Annotated in this window: 9 protein-coding genes; 4 read left to right on the top strand and 5 right to left on the bottom strand. The window is 39.7% G+C overall.

The annotated features are described in order from the left end of the window. The first annotated feature begins 3 nt into the window (after window positions 1-3). On the top strand, window positions 4-960 hold the full coding sequence (locus JWG41_RS20690; RefSeq protein WP_205271530.1) for a lysylphosphatidylglycerol synthase transmembrane domain-containing protein: 957 nt from the start codon (window positions 4-6) through the stop codon (window positions 958-960). A gap of 87 nt (window positions 961-1,047) precedes the next feature. Beyond that, window positions 1,048-1,509 carry a VOC family protein gene (locus tag JWG41_RS20685; protein WP_004788496.1) on the top strand — a complete coding sequence of 154 codons (462 nt, stop codon included), beginning with the start codon at window positions 1,048-1,050 and terminating at the stop codon, window positions 1,507-1,509. A gap of 142 nt (window positions 1,510-1,651) precedes the next feature. On the opposite strand, the gene JWG41_RS20680 is transcribed toward JWG41_RS20685, so the two are convergent. Beyond that, complete coding sequence (locus JWG41_RS20680; RefSeq protein ID WP_205271529.1) at window positions 1,652-3,094, bottom strand: adenylate/guanylate cyclase domain-containing protein; 1,443 nt, start codon at window positions 3,092-3,094, stop codon at window positions 1,652-1,654. A gap of 84 nt (window positions 3,095-3,178) precedes the next feature. Between JWG41_RS20680 and JWG41_RS20675 the strand changes: the two genes are divergently transcribed. Then, window positions 3,179-3,499 carry a YkvA family protein gene (locus JWG41_RS20675; RefSeq protein WP_205271528.1) on the top strand — a complete coding sequence of 107 codons (321 nt, stop codon included), beginning with the start codon at window positions 3,179-3,181 and terminating at the stop codon, window positions 3,497-3,499. Here the strand turns inward: JWG41_RS20675 and JWG41_RS20670 are convergent. Both JWG41_RS20670 and JWG41_RS20665 read right to left on the bottom strand, forming a co-directional pair. Beyond that, window positions 3,496-6,657 carry an efflux RND transporter permease subunit gene (locus JWG41_RS20670; RefSeq protein WP_205271527.1) on the bottom strand — a complete coding sequence of 1,054 codons (3,162 nt, stop codon included), beginning with the start codon at window positions 6,655-6,657 and terminating at the stop codon, window positions 3,496-3,498. The two genes, JWG41_RS20675 and JWG41_RS20670, sit on opposite strands and share 4 nt — an antisense overlap. Window positions 6,658-6,771: 114 nt before the next feature. Next, window positions 6,772-8,811 (bottom strand): methyl-accepting chemotaxis protein, encoded by a 2,040-nt coding sequence (locus tag JWG41_RS20665; protein ID WP_205271526.1) that lies wholly within the window; start codon window positions 8,809-8,811, stop codon window positions 6,772-6,774. 137 nt (window positions 8,812-8,948) lie between these two features. Between JWG41_RS20665 and JWG41_RS20660 the strand changes: the two genes are divergently transcribed. Further along, window positions 8,949-10,508 carry a hypothetical protein gene (locus JWG41_RS20660; protein ID WP_232374139.1) on the top strand — a complete coding sequence of 520 codons (1,560 nt, stop codon included), beginning with the start codon at window positions 8,949-8,951 and terminating at the stop codon, window positions 10,506-10,508. Between the two features lie 6 nt (window positions 10,509-10,514). Here the strand turns inward: JWG41_RS20660 and JWG41_RS20655 are convergent, their stop codons facing one another. Next, window positions 10,515-13,232 carry a PAS domain S-box protein gene (locus tag JWG41_RS20655; RefSeq protein ID WP_205271524.1) on the bottom strand — a complete coding sequence of 906 codons (2,718 nt, stop codon included), beginning with the start codon at window positions 13,230-13,232 and terminating at the stop codon, window positions 10,515-10,517. 140 nt (window positions 13,233-13,372) lie between these two features. After that, entirely contained in the window at window positions 13,373-14,962 is a 1,590-nt protein-coding gene (locus JWG41_RS20650; protein ID WP_205271523.1) for a sensor histidine kinase, read from the bottom strand. Between the last annotated feature and the right edge of the window lie 2 nt (window positions 14,963-14,964).

Here is a 14,964-nt window from a genome sequence, read left to right as displayed (position 1 = left end):
AATATGAGAAAATTAATATTTGGAATTTTTGTTTCAGGAATTGCGATTTATTTCCTTTCCAAAAACTTTGATCTTGCTGAATTCGAACGATTGGAAGGGAAAATCAATTGGTGGATTTTCCCCTTACTCTTTTTATCTAACCTCTGGGCTTTTGTTCCCTTTTCCATTCGTTGGTATTATCTTTTAGAAAAAAAAATAAGTTTTTCTAAAGCATTCACAACTTCCATTATCGGTGTGGGCCTCAATATGGTTCTCCCGGCAAGAGGAGGCGATTTGGTGCGTCTTATCATGAACAAACGGGATACAGAACTCCCACTCACCCATCTTTTCAGTCGGATCTTTTTAGAAAAGGTAATGGATTTGGGTTCTGTTGTCATCATTGGTGCAACCGCCCTATTTTATATGGGACTAGGGCAATCCAAAAATTTAAACCTTCTCCTCATCTCCACTCTTGTGATTTTCGGAATGATAGTGGGACTCGTTCTTGTTCGTTATTTTTTAGAACCCTTACGCGGACTTGCCAAAAAACTATTTGGAATCATCGGCAAACATAGTTTATATGAAGATAAGTTAGACCACCATTTAGTAGAGTTTTCTTCCTTTTTAAAAGGTGATAAATTACTGAGGCCCGTTCTCTATTCCATTCCTACCTGGATCCTCGGTTATGCGGTTTCGTATTACTTGGCAGGCAAACTCATTGGTATGCCCATTCAATTTCCAGAAGCCCTACTCTTTATGTTTCTCGGTGGGATGGGTGTTGCGATTCCTTCCGCACCTTCTGGGATTGGTGTGTTTCATGCAGCCATCATCTCTGGATTTATTATCGTAGGTCGAGATCCCGGCGAAGGTCTTGTGTATGCCACGGTTGTCCACCTAACACAGTTTATCATCACAACAAGCCTTGCTCTTGTTGCTTATTTGTATTGGAGATGGACCCACGAAAACCCAAAACCCGAATGAAAAACAATTTTCGTCTGAGGTCCTTTGGAAAAATGTGGTGAAGGTAACATTATATTTTTGTAAAAATAAAATACAGGAGAGTGATTCATGTCACGCCCATTTAAAGTTTTAGGAATCCAACAAGTTGCAATCGGTGGTGAGTCCAAAGAAAAGTTATCCAAGTTTTGGGTAGATGTTATGGGCCTCACAAAAGTTTCAGATTATAAAAGTGAAAAAGAAAACGTAGATGAGGACATTTTGTCCATGGGCAATGGCCCTTTCAAAGTTGAAATTGACCTTATGCAACCCATTGATCCCAACAAAAGCCCCAAAGTTCACGATCCCAAACTCAACCACATTGGGCTTTGGATTGATAAACTAGAAGAATGTGTGGACTACCTAACCAAACAAGGAGTTCGTTTCACACCAGGTGGGATCAGAAAGGGTGCTGCAGGCTATAACGTTTGTTTCATCCATCCCAAAGGCAATGAAGAGTTTCCTCTTTGTAGCGAAGGTGTACTTGTGGAACTCGTACAAGCTCCCGAAGATGTGATCAAAGCCCTAGGGTAGATTGCATAACAATAGTTCAATGGGCGTTCCCAATGAGTAGGTAAATCCGAATCCTTTAATCAAAGGGTCGGGCTACTCTGGGGTGCGCTTTTCGCTCCCGTCCTTCGGACCTTACGCCCGCCGTATCCCTAACGCAAAAAACTTAAGGAGTTACGGCAAAACTGCCATCCCAGTTTTTTTCGGGAGGATTTTTTAGAAATTCTTTGCACCGATCCCTATAAAATTCACTCAGAGGATCTTTTTTGATACGGTCAAATGCAAACATAGCTTTCTCAAACTCTCTCTGTTTGTAAAATGCAAGTGCATTTTCAAAATCCTGTTTCCATTGAAGTTTTAAACTCTTTTCTTCTTCATTTAAGAAACACATCACCTCATAGATTTTGATACTACTGGTTTTTCCTTTAACAATGACTGTGTCAACTTCCCTTGCCAAAATTTGATTTGTTGAAATTTCTGTATGTAATTCATCGTACGTCGCACTAGAAATTAAAATAGGGCATTTATAAATTTTTGTTAAACTTTCGATTCGTGAAGAGAGATTGACATTATCACCGATGACAGTATAGTCGATTCGCTTTTCAGATCCTATATTCCCTGCAACCACCTCACCTGTATGAATCCCAATACCAATTTCAATGGGTTCATTTAACTCAGAATGGCTTAGATTGAAAGACTTCATGGCCTCTTGCATGAAGATTGCTGTTTTTACAGCACGTATGGCATCATCATCATTTTGAATGGGAGCTCCAAACACTGTCATGATCGCATCTCCAATAAATTTATCAATGGTTCCTTTGAAACGAAAGATGATCTCAGTCATCACGGATAAATAGGCATTCAAAATGGAAACCACTGAATTTGCATCTAATCGTTCCGAAATTGTTGTAAAGGAACGAATGTCAGAAAAAAGGATGGTTACCTTTCTTACCACTCCACCTGGCTCAATGTTTACATTTTTTTTATACAACTCATCCACCAGTTGGGGAGGAAGGTATCTTTCCATCATTCTTTTTGTATTCGCTTCCTCCATCATCTTTCGGCTAGCAGCGGTAATGGAATATCCAATGAGCAAGAGCAACACTAGATTCAAAAGCATGGGAATAATATTTTCTGCATCCCCATTGTTATAATAAGTAGTTACCCCAATAAACAAAGAAACGGAAAGAACAGAGGAATAAATGACACCCGATTTAGAGTAACGCAATAGATTTAATAAAAAAGGAAATATAGAAGCAACGAGGGCAACCCAATAAATCAATTGGCCACCTTTGGGAATCGTCGGTTCAAAAACCAACATAACGGCAATAATAGAGTAATCAAATGTAATCGCCAAAAACTTGATGGAATCGTGATAGAATTTATTGATTAGTAAAATAACAAAGATTCCAGAAACCAAAAACACAAAACAATCCATTAGGACAGTGCGTAATTCTGGTCTAATTTCAGTATACTCGATCAATCCAAGGTAAGCAAAAGTATCAATGAACAAATGGAATGAAAAAATTCCTAACCTGACAATCGCGACCGTCCTTTCATTTTTAAAAGCACGTTCCCGCAAAATATTGTCAATGACTGAGTTTTTCATAGTTTATTTTTTGCTGCTGTTTAGTTCCCACTCAAGCAAAAAAATGATAGATTTGGATTAGGAAAATCATCTAAACTAGAATGTATGGAAGAGAACCAAAAACTTAAATTTATCAAAACCAATTTTTGGAAAAAGGTCAAAGAAACAGGTAAAAAAATTCCCTTCTTAAAAGATGTGGTGGCGATGTATTACTGTTTAATGGATGAAAACACATCCCTATCGGCCAAAACATCAATCGCTTTGGCTTTAGTTTATTTCATTTCCCCGATCGATGCTATCCCCGACGTGATTTTAGCTTTGGGTTTTACAGATGATGCGGGTGTGATTGCCACAACCCTACTCATCATCAAATCCCAATTAAAACCAGAACACTACACAAAAGCCAATGAATCCCTTTCGACCTAACCCTTTCGCAAAAGTTTAGAAAAGGAAATCTTGGAAAACATATGTTTGAAATCCTCTTTAATCCTGTATAAAACGGGAACAAAGATAAGAGTCACACCGGTAGCAAAAAACAATCCCCAACCAAAAGCGAGTGATAGCGGTTGCACAAACGGATCCAATGTCGGAATCCCATATGCACTCGGCACAAGGCCAATCACCGTACTGATGGTAGTTAGAAAGATCGGTCGCAAACGAATGGCACCACCGTTGATGATGGCTTCTTCAATCGACATCCCTTGCATTCGTAATTCCTCAATAAAAGTAATGAGAATGAGAGTGTTTGCCACAATGGAACCACTGAGAGCCACAATGGCAAGAGTACTCATAAAACTAAGAGGCATTCCATGGGTCATGAGGGCAAAAAGAACTCCCACAATTCCGAAGGGAATGGATCCAATGATGACAGTGGTGGTTCCTACCGAGTTAAAAAACACGATAAAAATTCCAAAGATCACAGCAACGGCAAGTAACATAGAGATTCCTAAGTCACGAAACGACTTACCCGCATCCTCTTGTTCTCCACCAAAGATCACCGAATACGCGTTTGCTGCATATTTATCGACGTTCACTAGATTTTTCAATTGTCGGTTCACAAAAAGAGATGTTGTTTTATCTGTGTCGACAGAGGCTTCCAGACGCACGACACGTTGCAAATCTTGGCGGTTGATCATCGAGTAGTCCCTATCTTTTTCAAAATAAGCAACTTGGTTTAAAGGGATCAACCTTCTATTTTTATTTTCTACTTTTACTAAATTCAAACTAGATACAGAATGTCTTTCTGCTTCAGGAAAACGAACGAGGATATTGATTTTATCTTCGCCTTTGCTGATCGTCGAAGCTACCTCACCGTTAAAGGCAGTCCGCACCGAACGGGCAATGTCTCTGGCACTCACATCCGTTCTACCAGCAATTTCATCTTTGACAAAGAATCGGTATTCTTCCTTACCAAGCTCCAAATCAATACGAATGTCAGAAACTCCATCCATTTTTTTTAGTTCTTTGATATAAAGGTCAGCAATCTCTTGGATCACATCAAAGTCAGCACCACGGATTTCTAAACTCACAGGTTTTCCTACAGGTGGCCCTTTAATCCTTGCATTCACATCATAAATCATTTCTTTGGGAAAATTTCCTGAGGCTTTGTTTTCCGCAATGTACTCACGAATTTTTTTCACAAGAACTCTTGCATCTTCCCATTCTTTTCTGTCCGCTGCTGTCACTAGCTTCATCGTTAGGTGAGACCGGTGAACCTCTTGTCCTGGTTTCGGATCGGTAATCGGATTTTCATGAATCCCGATCCGACTGCGTAAATGGATAAAGTCTTTCCCTGCCATTTTAGTCACAACAGGTTCCATTTTTTCAATGATCTCTAAATTCTTTTGAAGAGTGGTTCCAATCGGCATCCAAACTTTGATTTCGATATCTTCTTCACTTCCTGAAGGAAACATCACAAAAGGTAAAAATCTACCCGCAAGGAATAAGGTGAAGAAAAAGATAAATGTAAAAATCGAAAGAACAAAAATCCTATGTTTTAGAGCGAAAGTCATGGTTCGTTTGTAACCAGAAATAACGTATCCGAATGCCCCTTCTTTCTCTTCGATGGATTCGTTCTTTTTAATTTTCCCTTGGAAGGTTTTTGGTAAAAACTTGTTCAACCAGTTTGGTAAAAACACAAGAGCAAACAAAAGAGAACTCGCAAGAGTAATGAGCACCACTGCCGGAATTCCCAAAATGAATTTTCCAATCACCCCACTCATAAACAAAAGAGGGAAAAATGCTGCGGAAATCACAAGAAAGGATACAAGGAGGGGAACCAAAACATCTTTAAATGTTTGTAAGATGGCATCCCTTCTCTCCATCCCTTCCTGCATCAACCGGTAGGTATTCTCAGCCACAACGATGGAGTTATCCACCATCATACCAAGAACCATAACCATTCCAAAAATTGTAATGGTGTTGATGGTAAATCCAAACTGTTTCAAAAAGATAAAGGAGATAAGAAAGATAAATATGATGGCAACGCTAATCATAATACTCAGTCTCATACCCAAAATAAAGATAAGAGAAAGTAATACTAAAACGAGGCCCGTTTCAAAATTCAAAATTAAGTCACCGAGTTGGCGACGAACATCCTTACTTTTATCATCATAGATTTTGGTTTTCACTTCCGGGAAGTTTCCTTCCATGGAAGTTACTAAAGTTTTCACCGTATCTGCTGTGGTGATGATATCGGCTTGGTCGGTTTTCCAAACTCTTAAGATGATACTGTTTTCACCATTTAACTTTTCGTAGGTTTTTTCTTCTTCAAAACCATCCACCACTTTTGCGATGTCTTTTAACACGGTCGCAAAACCAAACTCATTTCCAAGAATAGGAACAAGAAGCATATCCTTTGCTTCTTCAAAATCTCCACGAGTCCGTAAAAGATATTCTGTTCCATTCACCTTCAACCTTCCCGAAGGAATGTTGATATTTCTAGAACCAAGGGCGTTGAGGACGGAATTGAGTCCCACTTCCTTTGTATTTAAGGCATGAGGATTGACTTCCACAAGAAACTCACGGTTTCGATAACCAATCTTTTCAATCTCTGCAATTTCTTTGATTTGGAAAAACCGATCTTCAAATGCTTTCGCTGTATCACGTAACTTACGATAGTCGGAAATCGCATCTTTAGAATCTTCTTTTAAGGAAAGTGCAAGACTGATCACCTCTTGTTTTTCCGTGGTAATTTCTCTTACCTTTGGTTTTTGTGCATTGTCAGGAAGGCGAACCGAATCCACAGCATCTTTGATATCATCCAAAACTTTTTTTGTATTTTTGGTTCCTTCCACAATGAAGACCATAATTACACTGACGTTTTCTAAATTATAACTTCGGATTTTATCAATTTTTGCGACCGCTCTGAGTTTCTTTTCAATCGGTATGGCAACCAAACGTTCAATCTCTTCGGGAGTGGCACCAGGTAATGGTGCTTCAATGACAATTTTATCGAGGGCCACGTTTGGGAAAGCTTCCCTATGCATAGAAAGCAAACGGGAAAGTCCAATCAAAACGAATAGGACTAAAATGAACTGAATGATAAGTGTTTTATCGGTTATAAATTTGGCAATGTTCTGCATCCGCTACTTCCCAAAAAGTGAATCTAAAGACAAAAAAGTTGACTAACTGGTCAGTTTTTATTCCGACATAGGGAAGACAACAGATTTTGCCCGGGAAAAGCGGATTTCTAAGTGTTATAGTTTGAACTGATAGGCAATTTCCTTCATATCCTCTGCGGCCTGGGTCAATTCCTGGGAACTATCGGCTGTTTGGACAGAGGCATCACTGATTTGGTTGGTTCCTGAGTTAATTTCCCCTAGAGCTAAGGCATTTTGATTCATGGCGTCCGAAACGGAAAGGATGGCCTGGTGGACTTCTGTGATGCTAGAGCTAATCTCCCGAGAAAGAGTGAAGGTTCGTTTGGCGAGTTTGTTGATTTCCTCGGATTGGGCCCGGTACTGTCTACCGGAGGATGCCACTTCTTCGTAGTCAGGAATGACTTTTTCTGTAATCATACCGAGGAGTTCTTTGACTGAGTCTACCATTTCCATCATTGCTTTTTCGAGTTTTTTATTTAGCTCCACAATCTTCTTTACTGTATCTTGGGACTTTCCAGCCAAATTGGACACTTCTGTTGCCACAACAGCAAACCCACGACCATGTTCCCCTGCCCTTGCCGCTTCGATCGCTGCATTTAACGAGAGCAAATTGGTCTGATCTCCAATTTCAGAAATCATACTGGCAAGTTCGCGGATTTCTTTAATGGCTTCTGCATCCTTCACTGCATTTTGGATTTTTGTATTGATGGTTTCAAATAAAGATCTGGCTTCGCTCAGTGATTTCCCTGCGAAGGTTTCCAACTGACCTGCTTTTAACTCAATGTTTTCTGCACCCTTAGAAACAAGTTCCATTTCATCACCGAGTAAACTCAATGTTTCCATCATCGAATTTGATTGGGAGGATATCTCTTCTGCTGATGCCGAAACATTTTCCGCACTGGCTGACAACTCTTGTACAGAGGATGCAATTTCTTCCATAGTGGCAGAAGAATCAGATGCCAAAGAAGAAAGATGACCACTTTTTACTGTCAGTGACTCAGACAAAGATTGGATTTTTTTTACGATCGAAATTAGATTCTTTCGCATCTTTTCCAAACTATTGGCCATCCCACCAATTTCGTCTTTTCTCTCCAATTGGTTTTTGGGAACTTCCACCGTCAGTTCGTTATGCGAAATCCGAGTCATGAGAACTGATGCTTCCCTTAAAGCATTGGTTACTTTTGTAAGGATATAACCCATACCAAAAGAAACAAAAACAACAGAGAATACAATACTCAAAATGGTAAAAAAGGAAATGGAGTCAAGGGACTTGGTCATAGCCGCAACAGGAACTCTGTAGATCACACGCCAAGGTACAGAATGTAACTTGTACACACCATAAAGGCAATCATTACCTAAATGGTTCTTACCTCGGAAAATAAAAACATCTTCCTTGGACTCGGCTATTTTTCCGGCAATCCCTTCTGGAAAGGCAATTTTTATATCTTTATTTAACAAATTAATATCGGCTGCGAGTTTGATTTCTCCACCACCGTCAATAAGCCAACTTTCTCCGCTGAATTGGTCCATTTGTGTGAACTGTTTGGAGGCATTGGACACATCAATCCCGATAGAGCTAATGAAAACGGGTTTCCCATTTTCAATCGCAACCCCATTCAAAAAAATGGCATAGGACTTATATTCAGCCGTATAATCCATGTTAATGACCATTTCTTTACCGGAAGCGACTAGATCAAAAAACCAAGAGTCGTCAGGATCATTGGCACGTAAGGTATCAATTTTATCTGCTTTTTGATTGAAGTAGTTTTTTGTGAGTGGGTTGATCACGCCTAAGTACGTAATGTAACTTAGTTTTTCCTTGTAGGCAGTGAGACTTTTGAACAAATTGTCCGACCTTTCCCCCTTCGGTTCTCCTGACTTTGCCCAAATTTTACTATTCTCGTCTGAAACAATTAAGGTGGCGGTTTCTTTCGCACGCTCCAAGATAGAATCAATGGATGAGGACTTGGATTCTAAAATTTTTAGAATATCAAAACTTTCTAATTTGGAAATGATCGTACTTCTACCAACGTAATAACTTAAGAAACCAGTCAAACTGGCCGAGAGCGCGACAGATAATACGGTAAGCAGTAATAATTTTGTACGTAATGAATCTGGTTCCCATTTCAATTTCATTGAAGTTCTTTCCTTATTAAAACAAAAATCCGAATCTTGTTTGCAAATCTGCTACAAGAGTATAGAGTGTCATAACATTTATGACCCCTACACCTCAAGGAAAAAAGCGTATCTCCTGGAAAGTTTATACTCTCTTCATGATGAGTCTCTTCCTCCTGCCTGTCCTTGGTTTGGTGGCGGCGCCCAAAAAGAAACCTCTCCCAAGGTCTACTGAAATCCCTAAGGAAATACAAACTCCCGACGCGAAACCAACGGAGGGAGAACCAAAAGAATCAACTCCCCCTAGCGCCCTGGAATACAAAATCACAGGTATGTTTAAAACAGACTTTGCTTATGCGAACAACTCCGTTCTTTCCTTCGGATTTGATAACTTAGTGGCTCCCACAATGGCCAAACGCCAAGTGCAAGCCCGCGACTCAGAATCACGTTCAGGAATTTATCCTACGAGTTCCTTACTCGGAGCAGAAATTTCTTACGGAGCCAAACTCAAAGGAGTTTTTGAAGCCGACTTTGTGGACGTATCCAAAAGTTCAGCTGGTCCAGAAACCAAACCCCGAGTCCGCCAAATCTATTTTAAGTACACTCCGAACCCTTCGTTTGAAATCTTTTTAGGTAGAACTTGGGATATGTTTGCCGGTGTTTTTCCCCACTCCTTTAACTCCAGTGCCTTTATGTCGGCAACAGGAAACGTAGGATGGCAAAGAGAACAATTGGGGGCTTGGTATAAATTAGGAAAGTTTAAATTCGGAACTGCGATCGGAACCACTGGGTTTCACAATGACCCCCAAGTCAAAATCAATGTAGAACGAAATTCCATGCCAACGATTGCCGTTAGAATCGATTGGTTTCCCACAACAAATCTAATGTTCACTACATCCGCCCTTGGTGCCAAACTAAAAGTAAGCGATCCTTATACGGATGGTACTCGGGATGGAAGTTATTTACATTATGATCCCAGTCGCCAGGATCCGAATGCCACCCCCATATCGGGACTTTTACAAAAAGAATCCAACCAAAGAACGAACCTTGCCGCTGGTGGTGTTTCCTTTGGATTCACTTGGAAATGGGGACCCCTCGAATCCAAAGGAGAAATCACTTACGGAGCCAATTTAAATTCAGTAACGGCTTCTGGAATTTCTCCATTCCAATCCACAACTTATGGAAATGAAATCACTGACAGCCAATGGGGTTTTTTATCGGGAGGATATTTCACCGATGCCAAAGCCAGCACAAGAACCAAATACAATTCCCCGAGAGAGGTCACCGGTTTCTTAAGTTTCAACTACGAAGTCACCAAACAATTTGGAATCGGAATTCATGGGGGTGTCTCCCGAGTGATCAATCCCGAAGTACTTGTGGGAGCCGACTACAACCAACTCACCATAAGTCGGTCCGATAGTTTCCAATGGACATCTAACCCCCGTGTGATGGGAGCCCTGCGAGAAAACCATGATTATGGATTTAGAATGTATTATGATCCTGACGAAAGGGTTCGTTTTTTCATCCAAACCGATTTGTTCCGAACCTTTTATAAAGATGTAGACCGGTATTCCGGACAATCTGCACAGATTGCCAGTTACGATCCTGTGACTGGTGCCGGCGAACTTCGAGATCCGGGAAATAAATATGTGCGGGCTTCCGCTTTGGGTGAGGCCTATTCGGTTCGGCTCGGTGGCCTATTCCGATTTGATCCTTAAAGGTTTTTAAGGTTCCAACCATTTAAGAAGTGTTTGTTTTAAATTCTCTTTTTGGACTGGTTTACTGATATAATCATTCATTCCAATTTCGAGGCATTTTTCTTTTTCTCCTGCAATGATCCCGGCCGTCACCGCAATGATGGGTAGGGTTTTTCCATGGGGAAGTTTTCGGATTTCTTTTGTGGCATCATAACCATTCATAATCGGCATTTGAATGTCCATAAGGATGAGAGAAGGTGTTTCTTCTTGGAATACCAAAATGGCCTCTTCCCCATTTTGAGCTTCCAAAATCTTCACTTCCGGGAGGATTCGTTTGATAAAGTTCTTCATAAGCCCAAGGTTTACTGGATTGTCTTCCACCACTAAAATTTTGGAAGTCTCACCCAGAGAAGAACGACTCTGGTCTCCCTCCTTCAATCCTTTAGCCTCCGACTCCACCGGTTTTAATTCAGGGTCAAATTCAGGAATCCTCAGTTGGATATCAAAATAGAATTCACTTCCCTCATTCAATTTACTTTTTAATTGTAAATCGGATTTCATAAGTGCGAGAAGTTGTTTACAAATGGCAAGACCAAGTCCTGTTCCACCAAACTTCCGTGTGGTGGAAAAATCTTCCTGAGTAAAGGAATCAAATATTTTTTCCTGGCTATCTTTTGCGATTCCAATCCCTGTATCCTTAACAGTAATCCTGACCTTTACTTGTTTTGGATCCTCTAGTTCCAGTCGTTTTACGTTACATTCTACATAACCAGACTCAGTAAATTTGATCGAGTTCCCAAGTAAGTTCAAAATCACTTGGCGTAACCGATTGGAATCAAACATAAGAAGTGTAGGGATGTTTTCATCAATATGAAATTGAATGTCGAGGCCTTTGATGATGGCTTGGATATTCATAATTTTGATAGCTTCCAATACCAATTTTTTAAGATTGTATGGTTCTTCCGCCAATTGTAACTTCCCCGCTTCTGCTTTAGAAAAATCTAATATATCATTTACAATGTTAAGAAGTGCATGAGCTGACTGTTTGACAATTTGTGCGTATTCACTATAGGAAGAATTTTCCAATGTTTCCGCCAGTAAGTCCGAATAACCAATGATACCGTTTAAGGGAGTACGAATTTCATGACTCATATTCGCTAAAAATTCCGACTTGGCACTGTATGCTTTTTCTGCAAATTCTTTGGCGATTTTAAGTTCCAACCTGGTCTCATAGGCATCTGAAATATCACGAGTGAACATAAGTATCCCACCAATCCCACCACCCAGTTGGTTCCAAGGACGAATTTCCCATTGGAGCACTTGGTCTTTGTTCCAACCCGGGGGTCTCCATACATCCTCATCTCGTTTTAAAACTTCACCACGTAACCCTCGTGCATGGATGTCTTTCCATTCAGGACCAATATTTGGAAATATTTCATAATGGCCTTTTCCAATGATTTCTTCCTTGGTAAATGGAATTTTATAATCTTCAATCCAACGTTGGCTAAGAGCCACATACCGCATCTCTTGGTCTAACATGGCAACGGCGGCCGGGGCATGTTCCACAAAAGACCACAAAATCGAAGTTTGTGCGGCAAGGGCCATTTCCCATTTTTTACGTTCATTGATATCTTGGATGATTCCGTAGATTTTTACAACTTTACCATCTTCATACTCAGCACGTCCAATGGTTCGAACCCAAGTTTGGTTTCCTTTGGCAGTGACCATTTCCAGTTCTAAATCGTATTCCTTTCCTTCTTTTAAAAGTAAAGCGACGGCACTGGAGATCCTACGTTTACTTTCTTCCGAATGGTAAAATTCAATTCCCCCTTCCACACTAGGAATAAAATCATCTTCTACTTCATGGATTCTTTTGGTGACATTGGTCCAACTGGCTTTGTTGGTTTTGAGATCCAAATCCCAACCACCAATTTTTGCAAGCCCTGCCACTTGGTCGAGGAGTCGGGATATGTTTTGTAACTCCAGCTCTGCTTGTAAAGATTCAGAGATATCTAAGATTTGAGAGAGGTAATAGACAGGGTTTCCTAAATGGTCTCGAATGATGGACTTGTTTAACAAAGCCCAAATCAATCGTTTGTCTTTTGTGATATAACGTTTTTTTATTTGAAAACTTTGGATCGAACCTCGATTGAGTTTTTCCAAAAAAGAAAGTTCTAATTTTAAATCTTCTGGATGGGTAATATCCGATATGGATTTCGTTTTTAATTCGCTCGCTGAAAATCCAAGCCACTGGCAAAAGATAGGATTGACCTCAATCACTTCTCCATGAGGATTTTCAATCTCCATTCCAATACTAGAACTACGAAAGGATGAGGAAAATAAATCACGAGAAAGTTCTGTCGATTGTAGAATATGGGGATTTGTATTGTTTGGAGATTCCATAGTGGTATCCAAAACAATCAGAATGAAGTTTTTACCAGACTCTGTAAAATCCTTCAAATGCATCCGAAAGGGAAATCCTGCGCTATTACTCGGATCAAAACAAATACGACCAAGAATGGACCCTGAGCTACCAAGATCCGTATCCAAACGAATCCCTGAGTTAGTAAGAATGCATTCTGCCGGAAAGGATTGGTCTTCAACCATTCCCATCGACTTGGACGCAACGGGACTTGGGTATACGATTCCTATCGATGTATCCCATACCAAAAATCCATGTAGGCCTGTGGACAATATAAGATCACATAACTCTCGTTTGCCTGAAATCAATGAAATTGGATTCATTCCGATATTATAGACCTTTCATTCACTGCCTAAATTCGACGAAAGAAAAGAAACAAAATTGATTAGAGTCAATGAAAACTAATCAAATTTAAATTCGAGACATCTCTTTGTTAAAAGAACGTAATTTTGTTTTCCTTAATTCATTTGGCAAGCGGTAAATAAACTGAGAAAACTGTATTTCCTGGAACACTTTGAAATTCAAGTCTTCCTTTTTGTTTTTCCACAATATCCTTTGATATAGGTAACCCAAGTCCACTTCCTTCTCCTTTGTCTCTCGTTGTAAAAAAGGGCATAAAAATACTCTCTTTTTGATCATCGGGAATTCCTTTCCCATTATCTGTGACTGAGACTTGGATTTCCTCCTCGCTGAACTTTGTTACTTTTACATGGACGATCCCCTTCCCCGGTTTGGCTGCTTGGATAGCATTTAAAATCAAATGAGTCCAAACTAGTTTCATGGCAGATTCGGATACTTTCGATTCTAAAGAATCATCAATTTCTGTTTTGAGGATTAGGCCTTCTGAAAAGAACTGGTTGTATAATAATAACACATCACGAATGTTTTCTCCCACCCGTACCTTTTCATTCAGTCGGTCTAAATACGGCTCTGATATTTGTTGGAAGGTCGAGATGATTTTTTCAGTGCGATTGATTCCATTGGAGATTAATAAATTTGCTTTTTCCATGGTTTTATATTTCAACCAAAGAAAAACAAATTCCCACTCCGCGTTGAGTTCTAATGCCAATCCTTCAAAACTTTTATGATCGATTCCTAAATCGATACACCTTTCGGCTAAAAAATCCAATTCCTCTTTGGGTAAAAAATGAAACAATGTATAGATAACATCATAGTCATCGCGTTTTTGTTTTCTATTACGCTCGATAAAAAGAAATTCAGTTTCTTTTTCTTTCCAAAGGGGCTCCTTACGCTTTAAAAAAGTAAACTCTTCCGAAAACAAATATTCGTTCATGGCTTTTATCCCTGCCAGAGGATTGTTTATTTCATGGGCCACATTGGATGCAAGAGTTCCTAAAGTAACCAATCGATCATTCTTAAGTAAAGTTGTTTCTCTTAAATTAATTTCTTCAGCTAACCGTTGGTTGTTGTTTTCTAATATATCTAAAAGAAATGATACAAGCCTCACTAAACAGTATGTGATAGCCATCAACAAAATGATTTTTAATATTTCTATGGTGAGGACAATTTTTCCCGGTGTTTGAGCTTCCAACCTGTATTGTGTGAACACGGCAGTTCCTTTCGCGATTGCAATCCCAAGCCCACCTATATAACTCAAAATGACTAAAATTCCCATTAGTGTGGAAAACCGACGGTTCAAATAAAAAGCAATGTAGAGTTGGTAGAAAAAAAAGATGGTAAAAAAAACAGAATTTTGGATGGGAATGGCCGCAAATTCTTTTGGATAACTATGGATGGCTAAATAAAATCCAGCGACAATGGCCAAAAAATCAAAAGACAAAAAGAAGGTAAACAACCCATTGCCAGAATCAAAACTTTCTTTTTTTTTCACATAAAGATACCCAAAGAGGGAAGTCAGTAAAAAATAAAAAGATAAAACTCCTGCTACCAAAAAGGTGGGTTTTCCAAAATTCAGCATCGTTGCTATGAACGCAATCCACCCAATGACCATCCGAATGGAGATCAATATCCTGAGTCCCTGTGACTTCATCTGGACAGTAAATTCTTTGAGTAGTGTTACGGAGGTGATCATAG

Source organism: Leptospira chreensis, assembly GCF_016919165.1.
GTDB lineage: Bacteria > Spirochaetota > Leptospiria > Leptospirales > Leptospiraceae > Leptospira_A > Leptospira_A chreensis.
This window is presented reverse-complemented; position numbering and strand designations above follow the sequence as displayed.

Excerpts from the sequence above, each read along its gene's own strand:
- JWG41_RS20670 (WP_205271527.1), bottom strand. The coding sequence starts at position 6,657 with ATGCAGAACATTGCCAAATTTATAACCGATAAAACACTTATCATTCAG.
- JWG41_RS20675 (WP_205271528.1), top strand. The coding sequence starts at position 3,179 with ATGGAAGAGAACCAAAAACTTAAATTTATCAAAACCAATTTTTGGAAA.
- JWG41_RS20665 (WP_205271526.1), bottom strand. The coding sequence starts at position 8,811 with ATGAAATTGAAATGGGAACCAGATTCATTACGTACAAAATTATTACTG.
- JWG41_RS20650 (WP_205271523.1), bottom strand. The coding sequence starts at position 14,962 with ATGATCACCTCCGTAACACTACTCAAAGAATTTACTGTCCAGATGAAG.
- JWG41_RS20680 (WP_205271529.1), bottom strand. The coding sequence starts at position 3,094 with ATGAAAAACTCAGTCATTGACAATATTTTGCGGGAACGTGCTTTTAAA.
- JWG41_RS20685 (WP_004788496.1), top strand. The coding sequence starts at position 1,048 with ATGTCACGCCCATTTAAAGTTTTAGGAATCCAACAAGTTGCAATCGGT.
- JWG41_RS20690 (WP_205271530.1), top strand. The coding sequence starts at position 4 with ATGAGAAAATTAATATTTGGAATTTTTGTTTCAGGAATTGCGATTTAT.
- JWG41_RS20655 (WP_205271524.1), bottom strand. The coding sequence starts at position 13,232 with ATGAATCCAATTTCATTGATTTCAGGCAAACGAGAGTTATGTGATCTT.
- JWG41_RS20660 (WP_232374139.1), top strand. The coding sequence starts at position 8,949 with ATGATGAGTCTCTTCCTCCTGCCTGTCCTTGGTTTGGTGGCGGCGCCC.